21 protein-coding genes are annotated in these 24679 nt (G+C 63.1%); 1 reads left to right on the top strand and 20 read right to left on the bottom strand.

Going from position 1 to position 24679, the window contains the following annotated elements:
- Positions 1-239 precede the first annotated feature (239 nt).
- The 20 genes from NKI18_RS29540 to NKI18_RS29445 all read right to left on the bottom strand — a co-directional run bounded on the left by NKI18_RS29540 (position 240) and on the right by NKI18_RS29445 (position 23187).
- Entirely contained in the window at positions 240-1736 is a 1497-nt protein-coding gene (locus tag NKI18_RS29540; protein WP_352621640.1) for a sugar ABC transporter ATP-binding protein, read from the bottom strand.
- Entirely contained in the window at positions 1736-2794 is a 1059-nt protein-coding gene (locus tag NKI18_RS29535) for an SMP-30/gluconolactonase/LRE family protein (RefSeq protein ID WP_352621638.1), read from the bottom strand. Before NKI18_RS29535 ends, NKI18_RS29540 begins: the two co-directional genes overlap by 1 nt.
- On the bottom strand, positions 2791-4914 hold the full coding sequence (locus NKI18_RS29530; RefSeq protein ID WP_352621636.1) for an ABC transporter permease: 2124 nt from the start codon (positions 4912-4914) through the stop codon (positions 2791-2793). Before NKI18_RS29530 ends, NKI18_RS29535 begins: the two co-directional genes overlap by 4 nt.
- Positions 4915-4997: 83 nt before the next feature.
- Positions 4998-6023 (bottom strand): sugar ABC transporter substrate-binding protein, encoded by a 1026-nt coding sequence (locus NKI18_RS29525; RefSeq protein WP_352621634.1) that lies wholly within the window; start codon positions 6021-6023, stop codon positions 4998-5000.
- 59 nt (positions 6024-6082) lie between these two features.
- On the bottom strand, positions 6083-7069 hold the full coding sequence (locus NKI18_RS29520; RefSeq protein ID WP_023675789.1) for an ABC transporter permease: 987 nt from the start codon (positions 7067-7069) through the stop codon (positions 6083-6085).
- Between the two features lie 279 nt (positions 7070-7348).
- Positions 7349-8791 carry a DHA2 family efflux MFS transporter permease subunit gene (locus NKI18_RS29515; RefSeq protein WP_352621632.1) on the bottom strand — a complete coding sequence of 481 codons (1443 nt, stop codon included), beginning with the start codon at positions 8789-8791 and terminating at the stop codon, positions 7349-7351.
- 226 nt (positions 8792-9017) lie between these two features.
- A complete protein-coding gene (locus NKI18_RS29510) occupies positions 9018-9818 on the bottom strand; it encodes a 3-methyl-2-oxobutanoate hydroxymethyltransferase (protein WP_023675787.1) in 801 nt (266 codons plus the stop codon).
- Positions 9819-9855: 37 nt separating this feature from the next.
- Positions 9856-10170 (bottom strand): MocE family 2Fe-2S type ferredoxin, encoded by a 315-nt coding sequence (locus NKI18_RS29505; RefSeq protein WP_352465283.1) that lies wholly within the window; start codon positions 10168-10170, stop codon positions 9856-9858.
- A gap of 44 nt (positions 10171-10214) precedes the next feature.
- Positions 10215-11303 carry a fatty acid desaturase family protein gene (locus tag NKI18_RS29500; protein WP_352621629.1) on the bottom strand — a complete coding sequence of 363 codons (1089 nt, stop codon included), beginning with the start codon at positions 11301-11303 and terminating at the stop codon, positions 10215-10217.
- A 91-nt stretch (positions 11304-11394) separates the two neighbouring features.
- Positions 11395-12576, bottom strand: a complete 1182-nt coding sequence (locus NKI18_RS29495; protein WP_352621627.1) for an aldose 1-epimerase family protein — start codon at positions 12574-12576, stop codon at positions 11395-11397.
- Between the two features lie 34 nt (positions 12577-12610).
- Positions 12611-13393, bottom strand: a complete 783-nt coding sequence (locus NKI18_RS29490) for an ATP-binding cassette domain-containing protein (RefSeq protein WP_023675783.1) — start codon at positions 13391-13393, stop codon at positions 12611-12613.
- On the bottom strand, positions 13390-14394 hold the full coding sequence (locus tag NKI18_RS29485) for an ABC transporter permease (protein ID WP_352621625.1): 1005 nt from the start codon (positions 14392-14394) through the stop codon (positions 13390-13392). Before NKI18_RS29485 ends, NKI18_RS29490 begins: the two co-directional genes overlap by 4 nt.
- A gap of 61 nt (positions 14395-14455) precedes the next feature.
- Positions 14456-15394 (bottom strand): sugar ABC transporter substrate-binding protein, encoded by a 939-nt coding sequence (locus tag NKI18_RS29480; RefSeq protein ID WP_352621623.1) that lies wholly within the window; start codon positions 15392-15394, stop codon positions 14456-14458.
- Between the two features lie 37 nt (positions 15395-15431).
- On the bottom strand, positions 15432-16346 hold the full coding sequence (locus tag NKI18_RS29475; RefSeq protein WP_352621621.1) for a sugar phosphate isomerase/epimerase family protein: 915 nt from the start codon (positions 16344-16346) through the stop codon (positions 15432-15434).
- A gap of 42 nt (positions 16347-16388) precedes the next feature.
- A complete protein-coding gene (locus NKI18_RS29470; RefSeq protein WP_352621644.1) occupies positions 16389-17477 on the bottom strand; it encodes a Gfo/Idh/MocA family protein in 1089 nt (362 codons plus the stop codon).
- A 50-nt stretch (positions 17478-17527) separates the two neighbouring features.
- On the bottom strand, positions 17528-18589 hold the full coding sequence (locus tag NKI18_RS29465; protein ID WP_352621619.1) for an ABC transporter ATP-binding protein: 1062 nt from the start codon (positions 18587-18589) through the stop codon (positions 17528-17530).
- A gap of 1 nt (position 18590) precedes the next feature.
- Complete coding sequence (locus tag NKI18_RS29460) at positions 18591-19682, bottom strand: ABC transporter ATP-binding protein (protein WP_352621617.1); 1092 nt, start codon at positions 19680-19682, stop codon at positions 18591-18593.
- On the bottom strand, positions 19679-20638 hold the full coding sequence (locus tag NKI18_RS29455; protein WP_352621615.1) for a carbohydrate ABC transporter permease: 960 nt from the start codon (positions 20636-20638) through the stop codon (positions 19679-19681). Before NKI18_RS29455 ends, NKI18_RS29460 begins: the two co-directional genes overlap by 4 nt.
- Entirely contained in the window at positions 20635-21495 is an 861-nt protein-coding gene (locus NKI18_RS29450) for a carbohydrate ABC transporter permease (RefSeq protein ID WP_254820511.1), read from the bottom strand. Before NKI18_RS29450 ends, NKI18_RS29455 begins: the two co-directional genes overlap by 4 nt.
- A 78-nt stretch (positions 21496-21573) precedes the next feature.
- Positions 21574-23187: an extracellular solute-binding protein gene (locus tag NKI18_RS29445; RefSeq protein ID WP_352621613.1), complete on the bottom strand. Its 1614-nt coding sequence runs from the start codon at positions 23185-23187 to the stop codon at positions 21574-21576.
- 372 nt (positions 23188-23559) lie between these two features.
- Between NKI18_RS29445 and NKI18_RS29440 the strand changes: the two genes are divergently transcribed.
- Positions 23560-24591, top strand: coding sequence for a LacI family DNA-binding transcriptional regulator (locus tag NKI18_RS29440; RefSeq protein ID WP_023675775.1), 1032 nt, complete (start codon positions 23560-23562; stop codon positions 24589-24591).
- Positions 24592-24679 lie beyond the last annotated feature (88 nt).

Here is a 24679-nt window from a genome sequence, read left to right as displayed (position 1 = left end):
GCGGCCGCAAGGACCGTGCTCAAAGGCCGGACATATGGACGCAAGCGATCGAAAACGACGCAAAACAACCGTTGCAGGCAGGGCGCCGTCCACATATGGATCCTGGGGTCTGCGCCGCGTCGCTTCGCTCCTTGCTTCGCCCCACGATGACGAAACGACGGGCGCCTCGGCCAATCTCCAAAGTGTACGATCCGCCGGCGCAAAAACCATCCAAATGTCAACCTTCCGCGCCCGGGAACCTAGTGCACCGCCGCGTACATGATCTTCTCCTCCGTCGCCTCCGCAGGCGAGAACTCCTCGACGATGCGGCCTTGCCGGCAGACCAGGATGCGGTCGGACAGGTTCATGATCTCCGGCAGATAGGACGAGATGACGACGACGGCCAAGCCCTCGTCGGCCAGCCGGTTGATGATCTGGTGGATCTCGGCGATGGCGCCGACATCGACGCCGCGCGTCGGTTCGTCGAAGATGACGATGCGCGGCTTCTGCACCAGTCCCTTGCCGATCACCACCTTCTGCTGGTTGCCGCCGGAAAGCTCGACCACGCGCGCATTGTCGTTGATCGCCTTGACGTTCAGCGTCCTGGTCCATTCGGCCGACAGCGCCCGCATCTCCTGCGCATTGATTACCCAGCTCTTTTCCCGCCCCGCCGCCAAAAAGCCGCCGAACAGGTTCTCGGCGACGTCCATCGTCTCGAAAATCCCCTCGCTTTTGCGATCTTCGGTGACATAGACGATGCCGTCCGCCACCGCCTCGCTCGGCACGAGATAGCGCACCGGCCGGTCGTGCAGTTCGATGCTGCCGCCGCGCAGGAAGTCGCGCTTGTAGATGCCGGAGACGATCTTGAATGTCTCGGTGCGGCCCGAGCCGATCAGCCCGAACACCCCGGTGATCTGGCCCTCGAAGATCGAGAAGGAATTGTTGCGCACGACGTTGCTCATCGAGATGTCCTGCACCGACAGCACCTTCTTGCCGGGCTTGCGCAGCTTGGTCTCGTCGCGCTGGCTGTAGAGCTGCCCCGACAGCGTGCGCCCGACCATCGCCGCGACGATCCTGTCGCGATCGAAAGCGGCGGTATCGTCGGTGATCACCAGCTCGCCGTCGCGCAGGATGGTGATGCGGTCGGCGATATCAAGCGCCTCTTCGAGCGCATGGCTGATGAAGACGATCGACACGCCCCTTGCCTTGAGCCGGCGGATCAGCGCGAAGAAGTGCCGCTTTTCCTCTGGCGTCAGCGTCGCCGTCGGCTCGTCGAAGATGATGATCTCGGCATTGTGGTGGACGGCGCGCGCGATCTCGACCATCTGCCGCTTGGCCGCGCCCAGCGTCGCCACCATTGCGTTCGGGTCGACGGGAAAGTTCAGCGATTGCAGAAACTGCTGCGCCGAAATGTAGGTGCCGCGCAGCCGGTTGAGAAAGCTTTCCGTGCCGAGATAAAGGTTCTGCGCCACCGTCATCGACGGCACCAGGCTGGTCTCCTGGAACACCATGGCGATGCCGGCTTCAAGCGCCGCATGCGGCGAGGCGTAGGCGATCTCCTGGCCCTTGTGGAACATCGTTCCCGATGTCGCGTCGACGACGCCGGCGATGATCTTGGTCAGCGTCGATTTTCCAGCACCATTCTCGCCGAGCAGCGCGTGGATCTCGCCCTTGCGCAGCTCGAAGCTGACATTCTTCACCGCGGGCACGCCGCGATAGGTCTTGGTCACGTTCTCCAGGCGGACGATCGGCTCCATCAGCGATGCCCTCCTGAGGCCAGATCGATCGCCAGCAGGCAATCGCCGCCTTTCGAGGCGATGAACAGGCGACCGTCTGTCTCCGCCACGCTGCAGATGCCGTGGCGCGTGCCGTTGGCGCGGCTGTGCAGGCTGAATTGCGGCCGCATCTCCCGATCGAGCCTGACCACCAGCCCGTAGGAGCGGCTCGGCGACCACGGCTTGTGGATGCCCATGGTGCGGATGCCGCCGCATTGCAGCGGCTCGAGGAAGCTTCGGTTGGAGGCGAGCGCCGGCGCGATCCAGTGTTGCGGCGGCACTTGCGCGAGCATGTCGTTTCGGTAGTGCGTTTCCTGCAGTACGAATTCGATCAGCCGGTTGCGCGGCGCAAACAGCGTAAGCCAGGCGCCACCGTCGGCGGCAGGCGACAGCCGTGCGGGATAGCCGGGCAGATGCGCCAGCACCGTCGAGCGGCTGCCTGTCGCGCTGTCGAAGCGGACGAGTTGGTGCCGCCAGCTCTCGCCGACCAGCACATCCTTGCCGGTTGGATGCAGCCCATAGGGGAAGGCGATGTCACCGGCGAGCTTGCGGAATTCGCTGCCTGCCGGATCGCGCTTCCACAGCGAACCCGATGCACCCTTCTTCATCAGATCGGCGGCCCATTGCGACGGCCCGTGGTCGGCCGAGCCATTGGCCAGCCAAAGCGTGCCATCTTCCGCATAGGCGAGTGCTGTGATGCAGCGGATCTCGGCCGGCAGGGCGGCCTCCTTGCCTGCAATCAGCAGCCTGCCGCTTTCGAGCCCGACCGTCAGTTCGCCGGCGGGCGAGCGCGCGAGCGCTGTGACCGCGGCCGGAAATGTCTCGACCAGAACAGGCGCGCCACCGGCGGCGAGCGCGTAGGCGGCATTGCCGCTGGACGCCAGCAGCCGGCCGTCGGCGACCAGCAGATTATCGGGCTGGAGCAGTTCGGCGAAGGCCGCAACATCGTCCAGCAGCGTGTTCGGCCTGAAGGCACCGTCGAGCGGCGGGATGGTCATCGCCTTGCCGCGGAAGATGTCGAGGATCGGGTCCAGCATCATGCCTTTGCTCCCCAGTAGGAAGCGGGGCTGGTCCAGTTCGGGTCGGCCCCGGCAATCCTGTAGCGGCCGATGCGGTTGTTGAGAATACCGCCGACGAACAGAAAACCCTTGTGCTCGCGCATCGAAGTCACCATCGGGTGAGCGGCGCCCGACAGATCGCCCATCGCTTCGACGATGCCGCCCTTCTCGTTGAACTTCACCACACCGCCGGTGTTGATGTTGGGGAACAGCCATTCGTCCTGCGGCAGCCGGCGCGTCATGCGCTTGCGCATGTCGGGATGGCGCAGCGACAGGTCGAAGCTCGGCGTGCGCATGCCGAGCCAGGCCATCCAGTAATTGCCGTCGGAGGCACGGTTGATGTTGTCGGGGTAGCCCGGCATGTCGCGGATGACGCATTCTGCGCTGCCTGCTTTCGACCCTTCCAGCCAATATCGATGCACGCGGCAGGCCCAGCTTTCGGCAAAAAACAGCGACTTGCCGTCATGCGCCATGCAGACGCCGTTGGTATAGCGGTAGCCGTCGAGCAGCGTTTTCGTCGACCCGTCCCTCGGGTCATAGACGAGCAGCCGCCCGGTGGCGCGGTTCTCGATCGAATCCAGCGCCCAGTCGTGCGCGTCATAGCGCTTGGTGGAATCGGTGAAATAGATGCGGCCGTCCGGCGCGATGTCGCAATCATTGGGATCGCGCAGCCGCGCATCGTCGACGATCGAGGTCCAGGAGCGCGACGTTTCCGCCGAAAGCCGCTTCACCTCGCGCTGCGGCGAAACCGAATAAAGGCCCATCGCGCCAACGCAGCTGATCAGATTGCCTGTCTTGTCGAAGGCCAGGCCGAGCGGAAAGCCGCCAATATGGGCAAAGACCTCCGAGCGTTTGTAGTCCGGCGCGAAGAAGCGGACGATCTCGCCATGCCTGGTGCCGCAATAGAGATGGTCGTCGCGGTCGAGGATGACGTCTTCCGGACCTTCCAGCTCGCCGAGCCCGATATGGTCGGCCTCCGACAATCGGTTGTCGAGTTCGTAAGGGGTGCCCGAGCCCGGTGCAGCCGACTGCGTTGCCCCCATCTTCAGGTAGACCGGTGCGACATAGACCTCGTCCAGAACCTTGTGACGGTTCTTCAGCCAGCGAATGTCGATGGTGACGGCGACGGCCAGCATGATGCCCAGCACCATCTGGTTGGTGCCGGTGCCATAGCCCAGCCGGATCAGCCCGTTGGTCATGGTCAGCACGATGATCGCGCCCATCAGCCCCTTAATCACCGAACCGCGACCGCCGCCCAGGCTGACGCCGCCGACGACCGCCGCTGTCAGTGCCATGACCTCGAGGTTGAGGCCTGTGCCCGGCCCTGCCCCGCTCAGCCGGCAGGCGATGAGGAAGCCGCCGAGCGAGGCGCAGAAGCCGGAAAACACATAGGTCATGAATACGGTGCGGCGCACGCGGATGCCGGCATTGTGGGCCGATCGCCGCGACCCGCCCACCGCCTGCACATGCCAGCCGGGCCGCGAGCGCGTCAACGCGACGTGGGTAATGATGGCCAGGATAATCGCCGCCCACACCGCAACCGAGAGGCCCCAGAAGGTGTCGTCGCCGATGAAGTCCAGCACATCCGATGTTGCATCGGAAAGCTGGACGTCGGCGGCATAAGTGGTGACTAAAATGTCGAACAGCGCCCGCCCGAAGATGAAGGTGACCAGCGTCGTCAGGAACGCGCGCAGCCTGAAATAGCCGATCAGATAGCCGTTGATCGCGCCGAACAGCAGCCCGGTGGCGATCGAGGCGGCCAGCGCCAGCCACACCGATTGTTCGAGGATGAAGAAGACGAACACGGCGGAAAAGCACGACAGCGCGAAGATCGAGCCGACCGAAAGGTCGATGCCGCCGCCAAGCATGACCACCGTCATACCGGTGACGACCAGCGAGAATTCGCCGAGCTGGCGGGTCGATTCCTGCAGCGACATCGGCTTGAAGAAGCCGGGGATGATCGAACCGAACACGCTGAGCGTCGCCACCAGCGCCAGGAAAGGAATGGCGTTGTCGGTCCAGCGTTTGCTTAGGATCTCGCCGACGAGGTGGTCGGGCACGAGATTGTAGCGCCAGGATTGAAGGCGTTCGCGAAAGGACATCGGTTGCTGCTGCCACTCAAGAGAGAAAGAGGCGGCCGAACCCGGTCCGGCCACCTCGTCGATGCTTGCAACGGACCCGCGGTTTACTTGGCCGCAGCTTGGGCTTGCAGTGCCTTCAAGTCCCAGCAGCTGTCTGGCTTGAGGTCGGCCTTGGTTGTCGCCTTCTCCAGCGTGTAGATGTAGGTGTGCGAGGTGCCGGCCGGCTGGCCACTCTGCAACAGGAACTTGATGACGGCGTTCATGTCGCCCGACTGGCGGGCAAGATCGGTCATCACCACCGCGCCATAGGTGCCGTCCTGCAGCTTGTCGCAGTCGGCGGTCTTTTCGCCACCGCCGGTGGTGACCAGAAAGACTTTGCCCTCGAGCTTGGCATCGCGGATCGCAGCCGATGCGCCGGTCGCGTCGCCGTCCCAGAAATCGATGATGGCGCAGATGTCGGGGTTCTGCTGCAGCATCGTCGTCGTCACGTTTCGCGAGGTCGTCGCATCCCAGTTGGAGTCCGGCTTGGCCACGACCTTGAAGTCGGGGTTCCTGTCCAGCACCTTCATGATGCCGGCATACTGGTAAAGGCTCGATGAGTTGGCCTGGTCGCCCTGCACCAGCCCGATCTTCTTGGACGAGTTCGGCCCACAACCCTTGATCGCCGCTTCGGCTTCCAGCTGGCCGAGGCGATCCCAGTCGCTGCCGACAAAGGCATCGGCCGGGAAGTTCGCCGGATTGTCGACCAAAAGCACATAGGTGCCGGCCGCCTGCGCCTTCTTCATCAGCTTGGCATAGGAGTTGAGGTCCGGCGAATGGATGATCAGCACGTCCGGCCTGGTGTCCGACGAGATTGCGTCGGTTATCGCCTGCGCGCCGGCATCGACCACCCAGTTCGGGTCACGCGTCTCGAACACGCCACCCCAGGCCTCGACCTCCGTCTTCAGGTAATGCGCCCAGCCCTGTGCCAGGTCGAAGCCCATCGCCATCGGGACCAGCATCACACGCTTGCCCTTGAGCGCTTGCGAATAGGCGCCCGGACCCGGATCTTCGGCCGCGAAGCCTGGCGCCACGAATGCGGAGGCGGCAAGCGCTGCCGCGGCAGCCATAAACGTCCTGATGATTTTCATGTCACATCCTCTGGTTTGGTCGTTGTCGTTCGCGGCCGGCCCCAACCGTTCGCGTCAGTCTAAATGTCGCCTTGCTGCGCGGTCTGCTCGTCGCGCGGATTGATGAACCCATCGACGATGATCGCCGCCAGCAGGATCGCGGCCTTGATCAGGTTCTGATAGAGCAGCGGAATATCGATGATGGTCATGGCGTTGAGCAGGATGCCAATCAGCGCGGCACCCACCAGCACGTTGCGCACCCCGCCCCGCCCGCCAGACAGACCGATGCCGCCGATCACCGCCACCAGCACGATGTCGTAGAGCAGCGTGGAATTGACGATGCGGGTGTTGATCGAATGCAGGCTGGCGGCGGTGAGCAGGCCGGCCACCAGCGAGACCAGGGCCGACAGCACGTAGCGCAGCACCAGCATCGGGCGCACTGGAATGCCGATGTTGCGCGCGGCGACCGGGTTGTCACCGGCGAAATAGACGTAGCGGCCCCATTTGGTGTAGCGCAGGAACAGGAAGAAGGCGAAAGCCAGCCCGGCGAAGACAAACACCTCGACCGGGATGTCGAGGAAACGCAGCCCGCCCAGAAGCTCGACCCAATGGCCGGGCGGCACCGGCACGGCGTCCTGCGTGATCAGTTGTGAACGCACATAGCCGAAGACGAAGGATGCGGTCGCCAGCGTCACGAAGATCGCCGGAACCTCGGCGTAGGCGACCAGGATTCCGTTCAACAGCCCGATGGCGAGAACGCCAGCGAGCACATAGGCGAAGGCCAGCCCGTCGGATGTTCCCGAATTCAGCAGTTGCAGATACCACGCGACCGACATCGCCATGATCGCCACCGCCGACAGGTCGATGCCCCTGCCGATAATGACGACCGCCATGCCAAGCGCCAATATGCCCAGCACCGAGACCGAGCGTACGATGGCAACGAGATTGTTCGAGTTGATAAACCCGGGCAGTCCGATGGCGGCGGCAATGAACAGCACAACCGCGATGGCAAAGACAATGCCCTCCTGGTTCAGGCTTCTCCAGTTTAGCCAGCCGGTCGCGTTCATTGCCCGCTTTCACCCGCGATGGCTACGCCCTGCTCCCTCTGCGGCCATCGGAACGAAAGCTAATCGGCTCAAGACCAATTCGTCAAATGAATCCGCGCATTGCAGGCCGGCTTGCGAGGAAATTCTGCGGTGGACGCGCCGATTGGCGAGGCTGGCGCAATGCCAGGAACTCAAGCACTTTTGCAATTAACCGTGCCGATCGGAGCGCTCGCAAAAGTTTGTTCCACAACGAGCGAAGCAGGCAGAATTTATGTCCGCGATCGCCGCTGGATTCCCGCGTCAAATCCGCAAAGCATGGCCCGAGACCTCGGCGCCGGCAGCGTTCGGTAACGCCAGAAAGCGGAACGAGGCGACGAGACCGATTGCGCCGATCACCAGGAAGGCAAGGCGGAAGTCGACGAGATCGAGCGCCGGCACGCCCCTGGCGATCTGCGACAGGTTGAGCAGCGCCGCCGCGACCGCCACGCCGAACAGCATCGCTATCTGCTGCAGCATGCTGGACAACGTCGCCGCCGAACTACGCTGCTGTGAGGCCACATCGGCGAAGGCCAGCGTGTTCAGCGCGGTGAACTGCATCGATCGCGACAGTCCGGCGATCAGCATCAGCACCACCACCAACGCTTGCGGCGTCTGCGGCGAAAGCGCCGCGCAGGCCATGATCGACAAGGAAGCGATCACCCCGTTGACGATCAGCACCGAACGGAAGCCGAAGCGCCTCAGCGTCGGCGTCGTCACCGCCTTCATGCCGAGATTGCCGAGGAAATAGGCCAGGATCATCATGCCGGCATCGACCGGGCTCAGGCCGAAGCCGACCTGGAACAAAAGCGGCAGCAGAAATGGCGTGGCGTTAATGGCGATCCGGAAAATCGTGCCGGCCGACAGCGTCGAGATGGCGAAGGTCTGCACCTTGAAAGCTGTGAGATCGAGCAGCGGATGGTTGGCGCGTCGCAGATGCCGCACCGCCAGCCAGCCGACCAAAATGCCCGTGCCGAGCAGTGCCACGGTCGGCAACGCACCCTTTTGCGGATGCGCGATGCGCTCGAGGCCATAGAGCATCGAGGCGAGCCCGACCGAGGTCAGCAGGAAGCCCGGCCAGTCGAGCGGCTTGGCCCCAGCTTCGCGGTCGCCAGGAATAAAGCGGGCAACCAGCGCCAAACCGGCAACCCCAAGCGGAATGTTGATGAAGAAATTCCAGTGCCAGGAGAGATAAGTGGTGATGAAGCCGCCAAGCACCGGCCCGACCACCGGCGCAAACAGCGCCGGCCAGGTGATCAGCGCCGTGGCGTTGAGAAGCTCGGATTTCGGCGCGTTGCGCAGCACCAGGATGCGGCCGACCGGCGTCATCAGCGCGCTGCCCAGGCCCTGAACCGCGCGTGCGGCGACGAACTCGGCCAGGTTCTGTGAGATGCCGCAAACGAGCGAGGCCAGCGTGAACAGGGCGATCGCCACGAGGAAGATGTTGCGCGTGCCAAAACGGTCGGCAAGCCAGCCGGACAGCGGCACGAACACCGCCATGGTCAGCATATAAACGGTGATGCCGATGCTCATCGCCACCGCCGGCACGCCGAAGGATTCTCCCATCTGCGGCAGCGAGGTCGAGATGATGGTCGAATCCAGAAGCTGCATGAAAAAGGCGACGGCGACGATCAGCGCCACCCGCCGGGCTTGCCGCGCCGCCGGCGCGGTTTCGGGCAAGGCTTTGTTTTCGGGAATGGCGGTCATGCACAGAACTGTCCGAAGGGGAATTTTCACCCGCTCCATCGGCAACCGCACAATTGTCCGGCAAACCGATGACGCACCGGTTTCAACAGCATCTGGCCGGTGCCGTCCAGACCTGGTCCAACAAACTTTCGTGTGGCATCGCTGCCGGCTATGCGATGACCCAGCCCTGCCGCCGGACCGGCCTTTCACGATCCACGATGGCGCTTCGCGCCGCAGCCGGCGTATCTCATGCGGCTTCGATCTTCTCCAGGAACAGGCTGAGCTGGTCCGGGTCCATGTGCACGACGTGCCTGTCTTCGGGATAGGCCAGGCTGTTCACATCGGCGACATATTCGGAAAAGGCGGCGATGCGTTCGGCCTGCAGGCGATCGTATTCGGCGGCGAAATTGCGATAGACCTTGGAATGCCGAGGCATGTGGCCGCGGTTCTGGCCGAGGATGTCGTCGGCGAACAGATACTGCGCGTCACAGCCGGTGCCCGCTCCCATCGACAGCATGATCAGCGACGTCCGTTCCGAGATCGCCTTGGCCACTTCCACCGGCACCACCTCGATCTCGGCGCCGATCGCGCCGGCGGCCTCCAGTTGCTTCACCGCCTCGAACACCTGCATGGCGGTGTCGGCGGTCTTGCCGACAGCCTTGAAGCCGCCCGTCCAGGTGGCGCGTGACGGGATGAGGCCGACATGGCCGATCACCGGAATGGCATCGTCGGCCATCCGCTTGATGGTGGCGTAGCCGGCGCTGCAATAGACGGCATCGGCGCTGGCCTTGTAGAGCCGGAACGCCCAGCGGACGAAATCATCGGCGGTGCCGATTTCGAAGAAATTCTCGCCCGGCATGGTGAACAGGCTGGGTGCCGCATCGCGGTATTGCGGATTGAGCACCAGCTCCGGCGGCACCGAGACGATATCGACGCCGGCGCGTTCGGCGGCCTCGGCCTCGTCCATCGTCAGCACGCGCAGCATCGTCAGCTGCCGCTTGCCCTTCATGGCCCGCAGGTCTGCGACGGTCGGTCTTTTCCGGCTCATGGATTTTGGTCCCCTTTGCTACGTGACAGAAGGCCGGTCAGGCGATCTGGATCATCACCTTGCCAGCTTCCACCTTGACCGCATAGGTCTGCAGATTGACACAGACGGGAGCCCCTTTGGCCTGGCCGGTCTTGTAATTGAAGCGGCCATTGTGCTTTGGGCATTCGATGATGTCGTCCATGACAAGCCCATCGGCCAGATGCGCCTTCTCATGCGTACAAAACCCGTCGGTGGCGAAGAATTCATCGTCCGGCGAACGGTAAATCGCGAAGGTGCGGCCGCCATGGTCGAAGCGGATGACATCTTCCTCTTCGACATCGTCCACGGCGCACGCTTCGACCCAATCGGCCATTCTATATCTCTCCTGAAATTTTCTGCATGGCGCCGGTGCGGTGCCTATTCAGCCGCCGCCGACATGTTCACTTCGTGGAACTCGCCACGATAGGGCCTGGCCGTTGGCGGCAGTTCGCGCTTGAGGAAATGATCCTCGTATTTGAGCTGCCTGAGCAGGACAGGCCAGACCTCGCGATAGGCATGCCATATCGACGGGTTCGGCTCCGGCAGATCGTGCTTGATCAATTCATGCAGCTTGGGCATCGCGTGATAGGGCACCATCGGAAACATGTGGTGCTCGACGTGGTAGTTCATGTTCCAGTAGATAAACCGGCTGATCGGGTTCATGTACACGGTACGGGTGTTGAGCCGGTGGTCGACGACGTTGTCGGCCAGACCGATGTGTTGCAGCAGGCCGGTCATCACCATGTGCCAGGTGCCGTAGAGGCGCGGCACGCCGATGAGCACCACCGGCACCCACGACTGCATGTAGAGGGCGAGTGCTATCGTGGCGATGTAGATGGCAATATGCCAGCGCGCCGCGATGACGGCCTTGTGCTGTTCCATCTCGGGAACGTAGCTTTTCTCGTCGGGCGTCAGCTTGCCGAGCGCCTGGCGTACCAGCGCCGGAAGCGAATAGCGAAAATCAAGGATGCCGGTGAAAGCCAGCGCCGCACGCAAAAGGTCCGGCGGGCGCATCACGGCGATCTCGGCGTCGCGGCCGACGATGATCGTGTCTGTATGGTGCCGGGCATGGCTCCAGCGCCAGGTCACCGGGTTGCGCATCAGCATGAAGCTGGCGATCTGGTAGACGACATCGTTCATCCAGCGCGTGCGGAAGGCAGTGCCATGGCCGCATTCGTGCCAGCGCGAGTCGCTGGAGGAGCCGTAGAGCACGCCGTAGACGAAGAAGAACGGCACGCACCACCAGGTGCCCCAGAAATAGATGGCGCCGGCGGCGGAGCCGAGGATGGCGACGATCCAGATGATCGTGTCGCGGATCGCCGGGCTGTCTGAGCGCTGCATCAGCTCCTTGATCGCCTTGCGAGGGACATCCGTGTGGTACCACTCCGCCGAGGCCAGTCCCGTCTCGATCGCCCTGCGCGTGCTTTCGCCGACCAGGCTGTAATCGCGCTTTACCGTGCCAGCCATTGTGACCTCCGATTCCCGATCTGCCGCGAGCCCTCCCCGCTCCGGCCGGAGCCAGCCTCCCAACTGGTGTCCCGTATCTTGTTCGCCATTATCACGACCTGCCTCCAAGAACAGGAAAACGGCCCGACGGCTGCGGGTAGTCCTCTCGCGGCTGCCTGGCGATTGCCGCGATCCGGCTCTCGGCGGCGGCGATCTCGCCGGCGCCGTCGAGAACCCGGAACACGGCATCGTAGGAGCGGCTCTCGCCGTGCTCCAGCCAAATCATCTCGCCGCGTTCGCGCGCGGCCAGATTTCCCAGTACATGATGCGTCGACGGCTCGATGCCAAGCGCGTACTGCCCGGCCTGGAAATTCTGCCATTGATAGGCGCAGGGCAATTGGTCCTTGCGCGTGACCACCTCGAAGCCGAGGCCGAGCCTGTCGTTGACCACCGCCATCGGCACATTGCCGGCGCCGTCGGCGCCGAGTTCGTGCTGCCAGACCTGTTCCTTGAATCCCGGTTGCGGCGCCGGCACCGTGCGGTAGCCGACCTTCTGCGCTTCATAGCGCTCGCCGGCATGGCCTGCCCAGACGACGTCGCGGATCGGCGCCAGGTAGCGCGATCCCTCGTCGAGCACCGGATGACTGACATTGATGTGGTAGAAATACATATGCGGCGTCCGGTTGAAGCCGTGATTGACGACACGGTCCGAAAGCCGGATCTCGTTGCCGCCGACATCGGCCTCGATCCGCCGCAGCAGATGCAGATCTTCACCGAATACAGTCGATTGCTGGACGATGCCTTCGGCCCACAACACGCAGCGGTCGCCGTCCCAGGTCTCGCCATAGCCGGTCAGCCGCGCCGGAATGGTGCTGACGCGGCCGTGCAGCGAATGGCGCACCGTCTTCTTCGGCGGGTAGTTGTAGGTATCGGCCGGTACTTCGTTCATGAACAATATATGGTCGAGGCCGCAGGTCAGCAGAAGGCCGGAAAACGACCGCGCCCACGCCAATCCCTCCTCGCCTTCATACTCGTGCAGGCCGGGATGGCGAAAACCGCTCGGCGAGTGCCAGCCGATCGCCTGGCCTTTGAAGTCGCAGTCGGCGATATCGAGCGCCCGGTCGACCAGCGCGGTGAAGCGCAGGCCGGAGCCGGTGCGGAATTCGAGCATGCGGATGCCGCGCTCGACGCCGTCGCCAAGCGTCATCAGCCGCACGCCGGCGAACTGCGACAGCATGCCGGACCGTTCCGAGACCTGCCGGCGCGACAGCGTCTTGCCGTAAAGCTCTACCATGTGACGGCCAGTTCTTTCACTTTGCTCCCGTCCTTCACTTCGCTCTCGTCTCCTTGAGCAGGGCCGACATGTCGGCGCCGGTGATGATGCTTTCCACGGTCAGCAGATCGGTGCCGGCGACCGTCTGCTCGGCGACGATCTCGCCGCGGCGCATGACGATGATGCGATCGGCGACCTGGAAGACGTGATGGATGTTGTGGGTGATCAAAAGCACCGAGTGACCGGCATCGCGCACTTCCTTGACGAAGCGCAGCACGCCGTGCGTTTCCTCGACGCCGAGATTGTTGGTCGGCTCGTCGAGGATGATGACCTTGGCGGCGAACTGCATGGCGCGCGAGATGGCGATCGACTGACGCTCGCCGCCTGACAGCGTGCTGACCAGCGCATCGGCGTCGAGTTTCTTCGAGATGCCGACGCGCTTCAATAGAGCCGACGCAGCATCGCGCAATCGAGCGAGATCGAGCGGCGCGAACACGCCAAGCCATTTGAGATTGACCGGCTCGCGGCCGAGGAAAAGATTGCGCGCGATGCTGAGATCGGGAGCCAGCGAGGTGTCCTGGTGGATGGTCTCGATGCCGAGATCCATCGCGTCGCGCGTCGAGCGGATGGAGACCTTCTGGCCGCGCACATAGATGTCGCCGCGATCGACGGGAAAGACCCCGGAGATCGCCTTGATTAATGTCGATTTGCCGGCGCCGTTGTCGCCGAGCAAGGCCACCACTTCGCCCTCGTTGAGCGTGAAGGAGGCGCTCTTCAGGGCGCGGACGCTGCCGAAGGATTTTTGCAAATTCTGCAGCCGAAGCACTTCCATGATCAGCTCCTGGCGGCGTTCTTCTGCAGCAAAGCGTGCAGGATGAGCATGGCAAGGATGATGACGCCGACGAAGATGTTATAGGCGAGCCCGGGCACGCCGATCAGCACGATGCCGTTGCGGATGCTGCGCAGCATCAGCGCGCCGACGATGGTGCCTAGGATGGTGCCGCGCCCACCGGTCAGCGCAGTGCCGCCGACCACCACCATGGCGATCACTTCGAGCTCGTACCCGGTGCCGGCCACCGGCGAGGCGGCAGAGATGCGGAAGGCGCTGATCATGCCGGCGAGACCGGCCAGCACCGAGGTCAGGATGAACAGCCAGATCTTGACCGCATCGGCCGGCACGCCGCGCGCCACGGCAGCGTTACGGTTCGAGCCGATAGCGCTGATCCAGTTGCCGAGCTTGGCGTAGTGCAGCACATAGATCGCCAGTAGCGACAGGCCGATGAACCACCACAGCGAGGTATAGAAACGGAACGTTCCGATATTGAAGCTGCCGGCCAGCAGCGTCACGAAGAAGCCTGGCTGGTTCCAGGATTTCAGCGGAAAGCCTTGGGTGATGTAAAGCGCTGCCCCACGCACGACGAGCAGCATCGACAGTGTCACCAGGAAGGACGAGATGCCGATCTTGGTGACGATCAGCCCGTTGATCGCACCGATCGCTATGCAGAGCAGCAGGCCGGCCAGCAGCGCGAGGCCAATATCAAACCCGCCGTTCTGCACCAGCAGCATGACGACGACCGGCGCCAGCCCGAATACGGCACCGACCGAAAGGTCGAACTCGCCCGCCGTCAGAAGCAGCGTCATGCCGAGCGCGATGATGCCGAGCTCGGGCAGGAACGCCATCATGTTGGAGATGTTGAGCGGCGACAGGAAATTCGCGTCGGCGATCGCGAACACCGCAAGCAGGACAATCAGGATGACGAGCGAAGAGAACTGCGGCGAGCGCATCAGGCTCGACCTGCGTTTGGCACGCGGCATTTCCTCTTCTGCGGCAATTGTCATGACTGTTTCGACCATATTTCAAGGTGACGCCCGCCGCCTGCGCGGCGAGCGTTAATTTCAATCACTTGTTGTAGAGTTTCAGGATCGGTTCGACGCTCGACGCGTCGTAGAGGCTGAACGTGTGGATGTCGTAGCCGATCGGTTCGCCAGCGGCGGCCAAACCGAGCAGCGCCACCGGCATGAAGCCCTGCGCTGACGGGAACTGCCAGGCAGCCGCGTTGATGAAGCCGGACTTCACTGACTCGGCCGTTTCCTTCGAATTGCCCCAGCCGACGACCGGAATCTTGCCGGCCGGCACGCCGGCGCCGTCGAACACCCGCTTGACGCTGGCCGCAACGGAATCGCCGAGCGCGATGATCGCCGGCGGATTGTTGGCGACCATGTAGTCGGTCATCTTGGCGATGATGCCGGCCGGATCGGTGCCGCAATCGACCACGTCATATTTGATGCCGAGCGGATCGAAGACGCTGGCGATGCCTTCGGTCTCGAGCTGCTGGTAGCTGGCGCCTGGCACTTCGACCGGCAGGAACACCTTGTCGCCCTGCTTCACCATATTGTGGTCGACCAGATATTTCGCCCAGATGACACCGGCTTCCTTAAGGTCGGCGCCGACATAGGCCTGCCGGCCGGTCGCCGGATCGTCGGTATTGAAGAACACGATCGGGATGCCGGCCGCCTTGGCTGCCTTGACCTCCTCGGTCCACAGGCCGGGCTGCGCCGAGGTCGTGGCGATGCCGTCCGGTTTGGCGGCGAGTGCGGAGTTGAAGGCCTCCTTCTGCGCCGCCATGTCGCCGCCGCTGAACGAGATCTTGCAGGTCACCTTGAGCTGGTCGCAGGCCTTGGTGGCGCCGGCATTCCAGTCGATCCAGAAGGCATCCGACGGGCCGCCATGCGACAGCAGGTAGAACGTCTTCTGGGCGTCCTGTGCCAGCGCCGAGGCCATGGTCACGCCGGCGAGCAGGGTCGCCGCAGCCGCGATTTTCAACGCGAATTTCAACATTTCTCTTCCTCCCTTGTTTCGTAGCCGAACCGCGCCATCACAGACCGTTGGTGCGGAATTTCCCGTCGAGGAATTTCTTGGCGCGCGGCACGTCGTCTTCCGAAAGATGTTCGATGATGACCGGGATGTTCGGGTGCTTTTCGGCCAGCCGCTTGAGATAGAGGTCGTAGTTCAGCGAACCGAGACCGGGCGCCGGCAGCTCGATCTCGCCGACGCCGCGGAAAGTGTGGCTCTCCAGCGCGTCCTCGTCGCCGATGTCTGCGTGCTTTTCCGACTTGTCGCCGCCGGAACGCTTGACGTCCTTGGCGTGGGCAATCTTGATCTTGTCGGTCAACGTGTCGAACACCTGGTTCAGGATCTGGTCCATCCTGTCGATGTTGTGGGTTTCGAAATAGTTGGTCGGGTCCATCAGCAGGCCGAGGCCTGGGTGGTCGATCTGCGCGAACATCCTCACCGTCTCTTCGACCGAACCGACGACATTGTTGACATAGGTTTCGAGCAGGAAGACTGCGCCGTGGTCATAGGCGGTCTGGGCAAGGTCGGCGATGACCTTGCGGCATTCCTCAAAACCTTCCTCGGTCTTGTTCTTCGGGTGATGCACCCAGTCGGACTCGGTGTTGTAGGTACCGGTTTCCGAGATCACGTAAGGGGTGCCGAAATGGCGTGCGTTGCGGATGATCTCCTTCAAATAGCCGACGCGCCGCTCGCGCTCGCCCAGGTCCGGATGGATGATGTTGGTGTAGCCCGACACACAGCAGATCGGCAGATTGTGGTCGCGGAACGTATCGCGGACAGTCTTGGCCTTGTCCTTGGTGATCTGTCCGGCGGAAAGGTCGATATCCCTGAAATGCAGGTCGAGCTGCACGGTGTTGAAATCGAGCGCACGGATCTTCTGCGCGGTTTCCTTGAGGCCATACGGGAAATAACCCGTGAAAATACCTGCCTGCATCATGGTGTGAAGTCCTCCCTGTAAGTGATTCAGTCGTCCGGTGTTTCAGTTGATCGAGATTTCGGTAAGCTTGACGGTCCGGCCCTTGTCGATGGAGCGGTAGCCGGCTTCGACCAGCGCCATGGTCTTGACGTTGTCGGCGACGGACAGCGCCGGCGGCTCGCCCGTCTTGACCGCGTGCTGGAGCTGCTCCATGACGCCGATGAAGGCATGCGGGAACCACATCGTGTCCCAGCTGGGCGTCACCCATTCACCACCGGTGGTCTCGGTCGAGGCATATGTCAGCGTCGAGGCAGAACCTGTCGGCCAGCCGATGGTGCCCGTGGCGACGCCCTTGGTGCCGTCGACGCGCCAGTTGATGTGCTGGTCGTCCTTGTAGCCCTCCTGGCGCGGACCGGACCAGACATCCTCAAGCGATACGGCGAGCACGCCCGACGGGAACTTTATCGTCGACACGGTGATGCCGTCCGAATGATCGAAGCGGGTGCGCGGATCCTTGCGGGTCAGGGTGGTGATCTCCAAGGGATCGCCGAACAGGAAGCGCAATACGTCGAGATGGTGGACGCTCATATTGGCGAGCGTCAGCCGGTCATAGTCCTCGAGGAAGCTCTGCCAGTGCGGGATCGCATGCATGTCGATCTGGGCGAAAACGATGTCGCCGAGCGCGCCGCTGTCGATGATCTGCTTCAAGACGCGCATCGACTGGTCGTAACGCATGTTCTGGTTGACCGAGAGGATCTTGCCTGCCTTGGCCGCCTCGTCGCGAAGTTTGACGGCCTCTTCAAGGGACAGCGCCAATGGCTTCTGCGCCAGGATCGCCTTGATATGTGCCTGCTTCAGAGCATGACGGATCAGTGCCGGCTGCTTGTCCGGTGGAAAGGCAAGGTCGATGATCTCGACGTTCTTGTCCTCGATGAGCTGTTCCGGCGTGTCGTGGACGGTTGGGATATCCCAGCGTTTGGCGACCTTCTCGGCGCTGGCCTTGGTCCGCGAGGCAATCGCCACCACCGGGAAACCGGCTTCCTTGTAGGCGGCAAGGTGACATTCGGCCATGATCATGCCGGCACCAACGCAGCCGATCCTGTATTCTCTGGTGCGGACTTTAACGTCCGGCTCGAAGCCGTTGCCCGCCATTTCTTGGCTTGCCATATGTTCCTCCCGAAGCTCGTTCCTTGCAGCCGCCGTCATCTTGCCAGCGCTCCGCCGCCTTGCCCGAAATAATGCACCCTGCCCGGCTCGCAGGATATCGCCACCATCGCGTCCGGCCTGATGTCCGGCTGGCCGCGCAACAGCGCCCGCAGACGCGCCGGCCCGGCGGCGAGCGTCACAACGGTGTAGCCGCCGAGCGGCTCGACCTCGAACACTCGCGCCGCGCGGCCCGCGCCCCCCTCCGACCAGGCCCTAACTTTGATGTCTTCCGGCCTGAGTCCAATTTCCACGGCATCGGCCGGGGCGCCGGCATCCGCGATGCGGACTGTGCCTTCCGCCGCCTCCACGCCTTCCGCGCCATGCACCGACTTCAATATATTCATCATCGGCGAGCCGAGCAGCCGCGCCACATAGGTGCTGGCCGGCCGGTCATAGATCTCGGCAGGCGCGCCGATCTGCCTGATCTTGCCGTTCTCCAGAATGGCCATTCGGTCGGCGACCGACATCGCTTCTTCCTGGTCGTGCGTGACATAGATCAGCGTCTTGCCAAGCTCGCGCTGGATGCGCTTGAGCTCGACGCGCGTCTCCTCGCGCAGCCGGGCGTCGAGCGCCGAAATCGGGTCATCCATCAGATAGGCGGCCGGGTCGCGCACCAGCGCGCGGGCAATCGCCACGCGCTGCCGCTCGCCGCCCGAAAGCTGCGCCGGCGGCTTGTGCAGGATATGGCCGATATGCAGCTTGGCCGCGACGTCGGCGACGCGTTTTTCGATCTCGGCTTCGGCGACCCGGCGTTCGACCAGCGGAAAGCGGATGTTGTCGCGCGCGTTCATATGCGGAAACAGCGCCAAATTCTGGAACACCATGGCGACGTTGCGCTCGGCCGGCGACACCGTGTTGACCGGCTTTCCGCCGATCAGGACCTCGCCCGCGTCCGGGGTTTCCAGCCCGAGCACCAGACGCAGTATCGTCGACTTGCCCGACAGCGGCGGCCCGAAGAAGCAGAAGAACTCGTTGTCGTTCACCGCGAACGACGCATCGTCGAGGGCAAGCGTGCCGCCATAGCGTTTTGTCACATTATGGAAAACGATGTCGGCCATCTCAACCTGCTCTCAATGCAAGACCGGAGGCGGCGTCGAAGACGCGCACCGCCTCCGCCGCCGGCGCGACGACCACTGTCTGCCCGATCGCCAGCCCGACATCATTGTCGAACACCGCCTTAACTGCGGTTTCCCCGTCGCCAAGGTGGATGATGGTGCGCGCGCCGATCCGCTCGACGAAACTCACCGGCATGGACAGGCCACGGCCACCTTCAGCCAGCGTCACCTGCTCCGGTCGAAAGCCATAAAACACCTCGCCGCGCATCCTGCGTACGGCATCGGCGATCTCGACCGGCAGTGGCGGTGTCACGCCGAGCGGGCCGAGATCGATGACCAGACCACGGTCGCTTTCCGCCGGCCTGCCCTTGAGCAGGTTCATGCCCGGCGCGCCGATAAAGCGGGCGACGAAGACATTGGCCGGATTGTTATAGACCTCGAGCGGCGTGCCGACCTGCTGCAGCACGCCGTGGTCCATCACCGCGATGCGGTCGGCCATGGTCATTGCTTCAAGCTGATCGTGGGTGACGTAGACCATGGTCTGCCGGAACTGCCGCTGCAACTGCTTCAGTTCGGTCCGCATCACCGCCCGGAAGGCGGCATCGACATTGGACAGCGGCTCGTCGAGCAGGAAGATCGCCGGCTCCATGATCGCCGAACGGCCGATCGCCACCCGCTGCAAAATGTTGACCGACAGCCTGTCCGCCTTGCGGTCGAGCAGCGGCGTCAGTTGCAGCATCTCGGCAATGGCGCCGACACGGCGGCCGATCTCGGCCTTTGGTGCGCCGCGCATTTTCGGCCCGTAGGCGAGGTTCTGCCGCACGCTCATATGAGTGAAGATCGCATAGTTCTGGAAGACGAAGCCGACGCCGCGCCGCCCCATCGGCACGCCGGCCATGTCACGCTCGCCGAAAAGGATCTTGCCGCTGGTCGGCTCTTCCATGCCGGCGATCATGTTCATCGTCGTCGACTTGCCGCAGCCGGACGGCCCGAGCAGCGCCATGAACTCGCCGTCGGCAATGGCCAGGTCCATCGTCTTCAGCGCGGTGAAGTCGCCGAATTTCTTGACCAGGTTCTGCAGGTGGATGGTGCTCATACCGCCACCTCGCGTACCCGGGCCATGCGTTTCATGGCAAACACCGCGGCGATGGACAGCACGATCAATATGGCCAGCGCGATTGCCGCCACATAGCCCCAGATCAGGTCCTGGGTGGTGAGCTTGTAGATGTAGACGGAGATGGTTTCGGTAGCGACGCCGGGACCGCCGCCGGTCATGATGTAAAGCGTGTCGAATATCTTGAAGTTCTCGATCACCCTGATCGCCAGCGCGATGATGATGATCGTCTTCATCTTCGGCAGCACGATGGTGACGAAGCGCTGCCACGGGTTGGCGCCGAGCAGAGTCGCCGCCTTGATTTGGTCGTCGGGCACGCCGACCAGGCCGGCAAGCAGGATCAGGAACATCAGCGGCGTCCACTGCCAGATGTCGGCGACCATGACGGCGATGAGCGCCAGCGTCGGGTCCGACAGCCAGGCGATGGTGACGGGAAAGCCTGAGATCGCCGACAGGATGTCGTTGACCGGGCCGCCTGACTGAAACAGCATGAAGAACATGTAGCCGGCCACCGCCGGCACCACCATCATCGGCATCAAGAGGATCGAGTAGAAGATCCGCTTGCCGGGGAACTCGTCGGCAAACAGTGTCGCGAGCACCAAGCCGAGCAGGAACTCCGCCGGCACGCAGACGATCATGACGATGGCCGTGCGCTTCAGCGCACTCCAGAAGCGCGCATCGGCGGCAAGGTCGGTGTAGTTGGCGAAACTGTTCCACATCGACCAGGCGTTCCACCAGCCGGTGCCCGACAGCGGCGACCAGTCGGTCAGGCTGATGTAGAGCTGCATCAGGAGCGGGAAGACGGCAATGAACAGCACCAGTATCTGCGCCGGCAGCGTCAGCCGGAAGCCGAGCTTTGCGCCCTCGTCCGGCAGCACCGACGGCGCTTTGGAGGCTTGCATGTCGCCCTCCGAAATCGTCGCAGTCACCGCGCTCATTGCTTGAGCGCCCCGAAGGTCAACCCGCGCACCAGATGGCGCTGGATGGCGATGCCCATGATGACAGGCGGCACTGCGGCTATCAGGCCGAGGGCTGCCTTGGCGCCGTAGAGTTGGCCGGTCATCGAGGAGGACAGCGAGGCCATGTAGACAGGGACCGTCACCCATTCGCGCGTCGTCAGAAGCAGCGCAATCAGATAGTCCGACCAGTTGAGGATGAAGACGAACAACGCGGCACTGGCCAGCGGCGCGCGCATCATCGGCAGCGTGATGCGCGTGAAGACGCGCCACCGCGAACAGCCCTCGACCAGTGCCGCCTCCTCGATCTCGCGCGGCATGTCGTCGAAGAAGGTCTTCATCAGCCAGAAGGCGAAAGGCAGCGTGACGATGCCGTAGATCAACGACAGCCCCCACCAGCTGTCGGTGAAGTTGAGGAAGGCCCACATGATCATCACCGGGGTCATGACTGCCATTGGCGGAAACAGGCGAAGCTGGATCAGCGCCAGCGGCAGGTTCTGGCCCGAGCCGAAGCGCGACAGACCGTAGGCCGCCGCGGTGCCCGCCGACATGGCGATTGCCGTGCCGAATGTGGCCGACAGCAGCGACGACAGGATCGGCTTCAAAGCTGTGCGGTCGAGGGCGACGATCAGATTGTTGGTCGATTCACCGAAAACGAAGCGGAAATTGCTGAGTGTCGGGTTCTTCGGCCACCAGGTCAGGTCGGCGCCGGTCGCCGACCATTCGGCGATCGGCTTGAACGCCATCGACACCATCCACAGGATCGGCACCAGCGTCACCGCCATCGCCGCAAGGATCGCGGCATAGCGGAATATCTCGAAAGGAACTGAACGCTTCATCTTGCGGCTTTGCTGGGTCCTTCGTTGCCGAGGGGAAGAGCGACCGCTCCTCCCCTTCTTGGTAAGATCCTGCGAGGATCAGGCGATCGGATCGAGGACGGTCGGCCAGGCCTCCTTGTTGGTCTTGATGGCTTCGAGAAGCTTCTCCTCGCCGGTGCGGCGGGCAATCTTCTTCCACTCGGCCTCGGTGTCGGCCATCGCCTGCTCGGCTGTCTTGGCCTTGGTCAGCGCGGCGACGAGGTTCTCGTCCAGCGCATTGTGGAAGGCGGTGGCCCCGGGATAGTTGATGGTGGGCACGGTGCGGGCGACCGTCTCTCGCACCACGTCCATGTGGTAGGCGTGATAGGTCTGGCGAACCAGCGGATCCGAGAAATCCGATAGCCGGAACGGATCGAAGTAGCCGCCCGGATTGGCAGTCATCCAGGCGTAGATGCGGCTTGAGCCCAGCCACTGCAGGAACAGGTAGCACGCCTCCGGATTCTTGGCTTGCGAGGACACCGACGCCGACAGATTGAGCCACAGCACCGACCGGCTGATCAGCTTGCCGTCGATTTCGCGGCCGGGCGGCAGCATCGAGCCGATCTTGCCGGTGACAGCTGAATCCTTGTTGCCGGCATTGTCGAGGAATTTCGGCAGATTGGAGAAGGCACAGGTCATGGCCGCGCCGCCCTTGGCGAAATTGCCGTACTGCTCCGGCCAGCCCCAGGAGATGGCATCCGGCGAATGATGCGAGAGCGACGCGATGTACTCGCTGGTCGCCGCGATACCTTGCTCCGAATTGATCAGCGGCTTGCCGGCATCGTCGAACAAGAACTGATTGGGCGAAGCCATTGAGACATAACGCTGATACCAGTTGGTGTAGCCCCAGCCCTGGTTGCGCAGATCGGTCGAGCCGAACAGGCCCTTGTCCGGGCGCTGGAAGAAGGCCGCGATCTCGTCATGCTGCTTCCAGGTCTTCGGCGCCGCCAGTTCATAGCCGTATTTGTCGGAGAAGGCCTTCTTCTCGTTTGCGTCGCCGAACAGATCGGTACGGTAGACCCATGTCTGGAAGTCGCCATCCAGTGACACGCCATAGGTCGAGCCACGATACTGATTGAGCAGCGAGACGCCCTTGGCGCCGTCGACATAGCCGCGCTCGGGATCGTCCCATTCCGGCTTGTATTGCGCGACGAAGTCGTCGAGCTTGAGGATGCCGCCGGTTTCGGCGAGGTCGCCAAGGCGGTTCCATTCGACCGCGTAGATGTCATACGCCCCACCCTTGGTGGAGATGTCCTGCATCGTCTTGGTGAATTCCTGGCCGTTCGGCACACCGACGATTTCCAACGGAATGCCGGTTTCCTTCTCCCAGAGATCCTTGATCGACGGCGCGCCGGCCGGAAACGGCTGGGTTAGCTGGCCGATCGAGCCGTCGGACAGGCCAAGCACGATCTTGGCCGGCGCCTTGCCGGCGCCCTTCATCGCCTTGGCCGCCTCGATGGCGCGGCCCTCGGGCGTGTCGGCGCCATACTGGTAGCGCTCCGAACCGTCGAAGCCCGTCGGGCCACCGATCATGCCGGGCGCCAGGGCATCGGCCGCATAGGCACGGCTTGGGCGAATGAATTTCGGTGCAATACCTGCGGCGGCAACAAGGACTGCCGCCTTTCCACCAGACGCCAGCAAACGGCGCCGCGACACGCGGATCAAATTCGACATTGGAACTCCTCCCTCAGGGCCTTGTTCCTCCACGGCCCTTATGATGGATATTGACGGCACTATACGAAGGCTGTCAACATCATAAATAATCAAAATACATCATAACATCTCATGGGAGGGGAAGAATGGCGTTTGTAAAGGCTCTCATACTGAAGCCGGTGCTTGAATTTGAGGGAGCCCGGCTGCCCACCTCCCCGCTTTGGTCTGCTTGGGCATTTTGGTGTAGCGCAGCGGCTTGCGCATCGGCCAAGGCCGGTTACATCATTTCCCATCAGAATCGCGGACGGCGATGAAGCCGCTCTCCGACATCGGCCCCATGAAATGCATGATCTCGATGCGCCCCTGGCGCGTTTTGGAATGAGGTGATCGACAGTGCGGTCCACCCTGACAGACATAGCCCGGGAGGCCGGCGTTTCGGCCGCCACGGTCGACCGTGTGCTCAACAACCGCGCCGGGGTTCGGGCGCGCACCCGCGAGGTCGTGCTCGAAACGGCACAGCGGCTTGGCTATATCGCTGAAAATTCGAACAATCCGAACCAGCGCAACGCGGTTACTGGCGAGGTCATACGGCTGGATTTCGCCCTGCCCGCCGGCACCAATTCCTTCATCAAGATGCTGCACCGCCAGATCGAGGCGCAGGCGCAGGCGCGGCCCGACCTCGACGTCCGCGTCGCTACTATCGAAGGCTTCAATCCGGACCGGCTTGCCCGTCTGCTGCAGGAACTGCACGGGCAGACGCAGGGCGTTGGTGTGATCGCGCTCGACCATCCAACTGTGCGTGAGGCGATCCGCTCGCTTTCGGCCAGCGGCGTCAGGGTCGTCACCATCGCTTCCGACATCCTGCATGTGCCGAGGGTTGCCTATATCGGCATCGACAACCGCGCCGCCGGCCGGCTCGCCGGCTACCTTCTCAACCGCTTCATGGGTGCCGGGCGTCCGGGCAAGGTCGCGCTGTTCGCCGGTTCGCTCTCCTATCGCGGCCACGAAGAGCGCGAGATGGGCTTCCGCCACATACTGGCGGAAGAATCGCCCAATCTGCAGATCGTCGAGATGCGCGAAATGCTCGACGATCGGGAAAAGGCCTATTCGGAGGCTTCCGCCCTGCTGGACCGGCACCCGGACCTGGCCGCCATCTACAATGTCGGCGCCGGCAACACCGGCATCGCCCGCGCACTCAAGGAGCGCGGGCGCGCGCTGTCGACGGTCTTTCTCGGCCATGAGGTGACGGAAGGCACCAAGGAACTTCTGCTCGACGGCACGCTCGACGCAGTCATCGACCAGAACCCGCGCGTCGAGGCCCGTGAAGCGCTCAACACCTTGAGCCATGCGGTCAGGGGCTTGCCTTACGAACTGCACCAGCCACGGCTGCAAGTGATCTTCAGGGAAAGCATCCCGGAGATCTGAACGGAGGGCCGAAGCCGATCATAGATGCGCCGCCCAATACCAACAGCGCCTTCGTCTCCGCCGCTGGCGACGACCGTCTCGGCGGCCA

The sequence above is a fragment of the Mesorhizobium sp. M0800 genome (assembly GCF_040320095.1).
Taxonomy (GTDB): domain Bacteria; phylum Pseudomonadota; class Alphaproteobacteria; order Rhizobiales; family Rhizobiaceae; genus Mesorhizobium.
The sequence above is the reverse complement of the archived record's forward strand: the minus strand, read 5'-3'. Positions and strand labels throughout refer to the sequence as shown.

Excerpts from the sequence above, each read along its gene's own strand:
- NKI18_RS29540 (WP_352621640.1), bottom strand. The coding sequence starts at position 1,736 with ATGGAGCCGATCGTCCGCCTGGAGAACGTGACCAAGACCTATCGCGGC.
- NKI18_RS29535 (WP_352621638.1), bottom strand. The coding sequence starts at position 2,794 with ATGATGCTGGACCCGATCCTCGACATCTTCCGCGGCAAGGCGATGACC.
- NKI18_RS29530 (WP_352621636.1), bottom strand. The coding sequence starts at position 4,914 with ATGTCCTTTCGCGAACGCCTTCAATCCTGGCGCTACAATCTCGTGCCC.
- NKI18_RS29525 (WP_352621634.1), bottom strand. The coding sequence starts at position 6,023 with ATGAAAATCATCAGGACGTTTATGGCTGCCGCGGCAGCGCTTGCCGCC.
- NKI18_RS29520 (WP_023675789.1), bottom strand. The coding sequence starts at position 7,069 with ATGAACGCGACCGGCTGGCTAAACTGGAGAAGCCTGAACCAGGAGGGC.
- NKI18_RS29515 (WP_352621632.1), bottom strand. The coding sequence starts at position 8,791 with ATGACCGCCATTCCCGAAAACAAAGCCTTGCCCGAAACCGCGCCGGCG.
- NKI18_RS29510 (WP_023675787.1), bottom strand. The coding sequence starts at position 9,818 with ATGAGCCGGAAAAGACCGACCGTCGCAGACCTGCGGGCCATGAAGGGC.
- NKI18_RS29505 (WP_352465283.1), bottom strand. The coding sequence starts at position 10,170 with ATGGCCGATTGGGTCGAAGCGTGCGCCGTGGACGATGTCGAAGAGGAA.
- NKI18_RS29500 (WP_352621629.1), bottom strand. The coding sequence starts at position 11,303 with ATGGCTGGCACGGTAAAGCGCGATTACAGCCTGGTCGGCGAAAGCACG.
- NKI18_RS29495 (WP_352621627.1), bottom strand. The coding sequence starts at position 12,576 with ATGGTAGAGCTTTACGGCAAGACGCTGTCGCGCCGGCAGGTCTCGGAA.
- NKI18_RS29485 (WP_352621625.1), bottom strand. The coding sequence starts at position 14,394 with ATGACAATTGCCGCAGAAGAGGAAATGCCGCGTGCCAAACGCAGGTCG.
- NKI18_RS29480 (WP_352621623.1), bottom strand. The coding sequence starts at position 15,394 with ATGTTGAAATTCGCGTTGAAAATCGCGGCTGCGGCGACCCTGCTCGCC.
- NKI18_RS29475 (WP_352621621.1), bottom strand. The coding sequence starts at position 16,346 with ATGATGCAGGCAGGTATTTTCACGGGTTATTTCCCGTATGGCCTCAAG.
- NKI18_RS29470 (WP_352621644.1), bottom strand. The coding sequence starts at position 17,477 with ATGGCGGGCAACGGCTTCGAGCCGGACGTTAAAGTCCGCACCAGAGAA.
- NKI18_RS29465 (WP_352621619.1), bottom strand. The coding sequence starts at position 18,589 with ATGGCCGACATCGTTTTCCATAATGTGACAAAACGCTATGGCGGCACG.
- NKI18_RS29460 (WP_352621617.1), bottom strand. The coding sequence starts at position 19,682 with ATGAGCACCATCCACCTGCAGAACCTGGTCAAGAAATTCGGCGACTTC.
- NKI18_RS29455 (WP_352621615.1), bottom strand. The coding sequence starts at position 20,638 with ATGAGCGCGGTGACTGCGACGATTTCGGAGGGCGACATGCAAGCCTCC.
- NKI18_RS29450 (WP_254820511.1), bottom strand. The coding sequence starts at position 21,495 with ATGAAGCGTTCAGTTCCTTTCGAGATATTCCGCTATGCCGCGATCCTT.
- NKI18_RS29445 (WP_352621613.1), bottom strand. The coding sequence starts at position 23,187 with ATGTCGAATTTGATCCGCGTGTCGCGGCGCCGTTTGCTGGCGTCTGGT.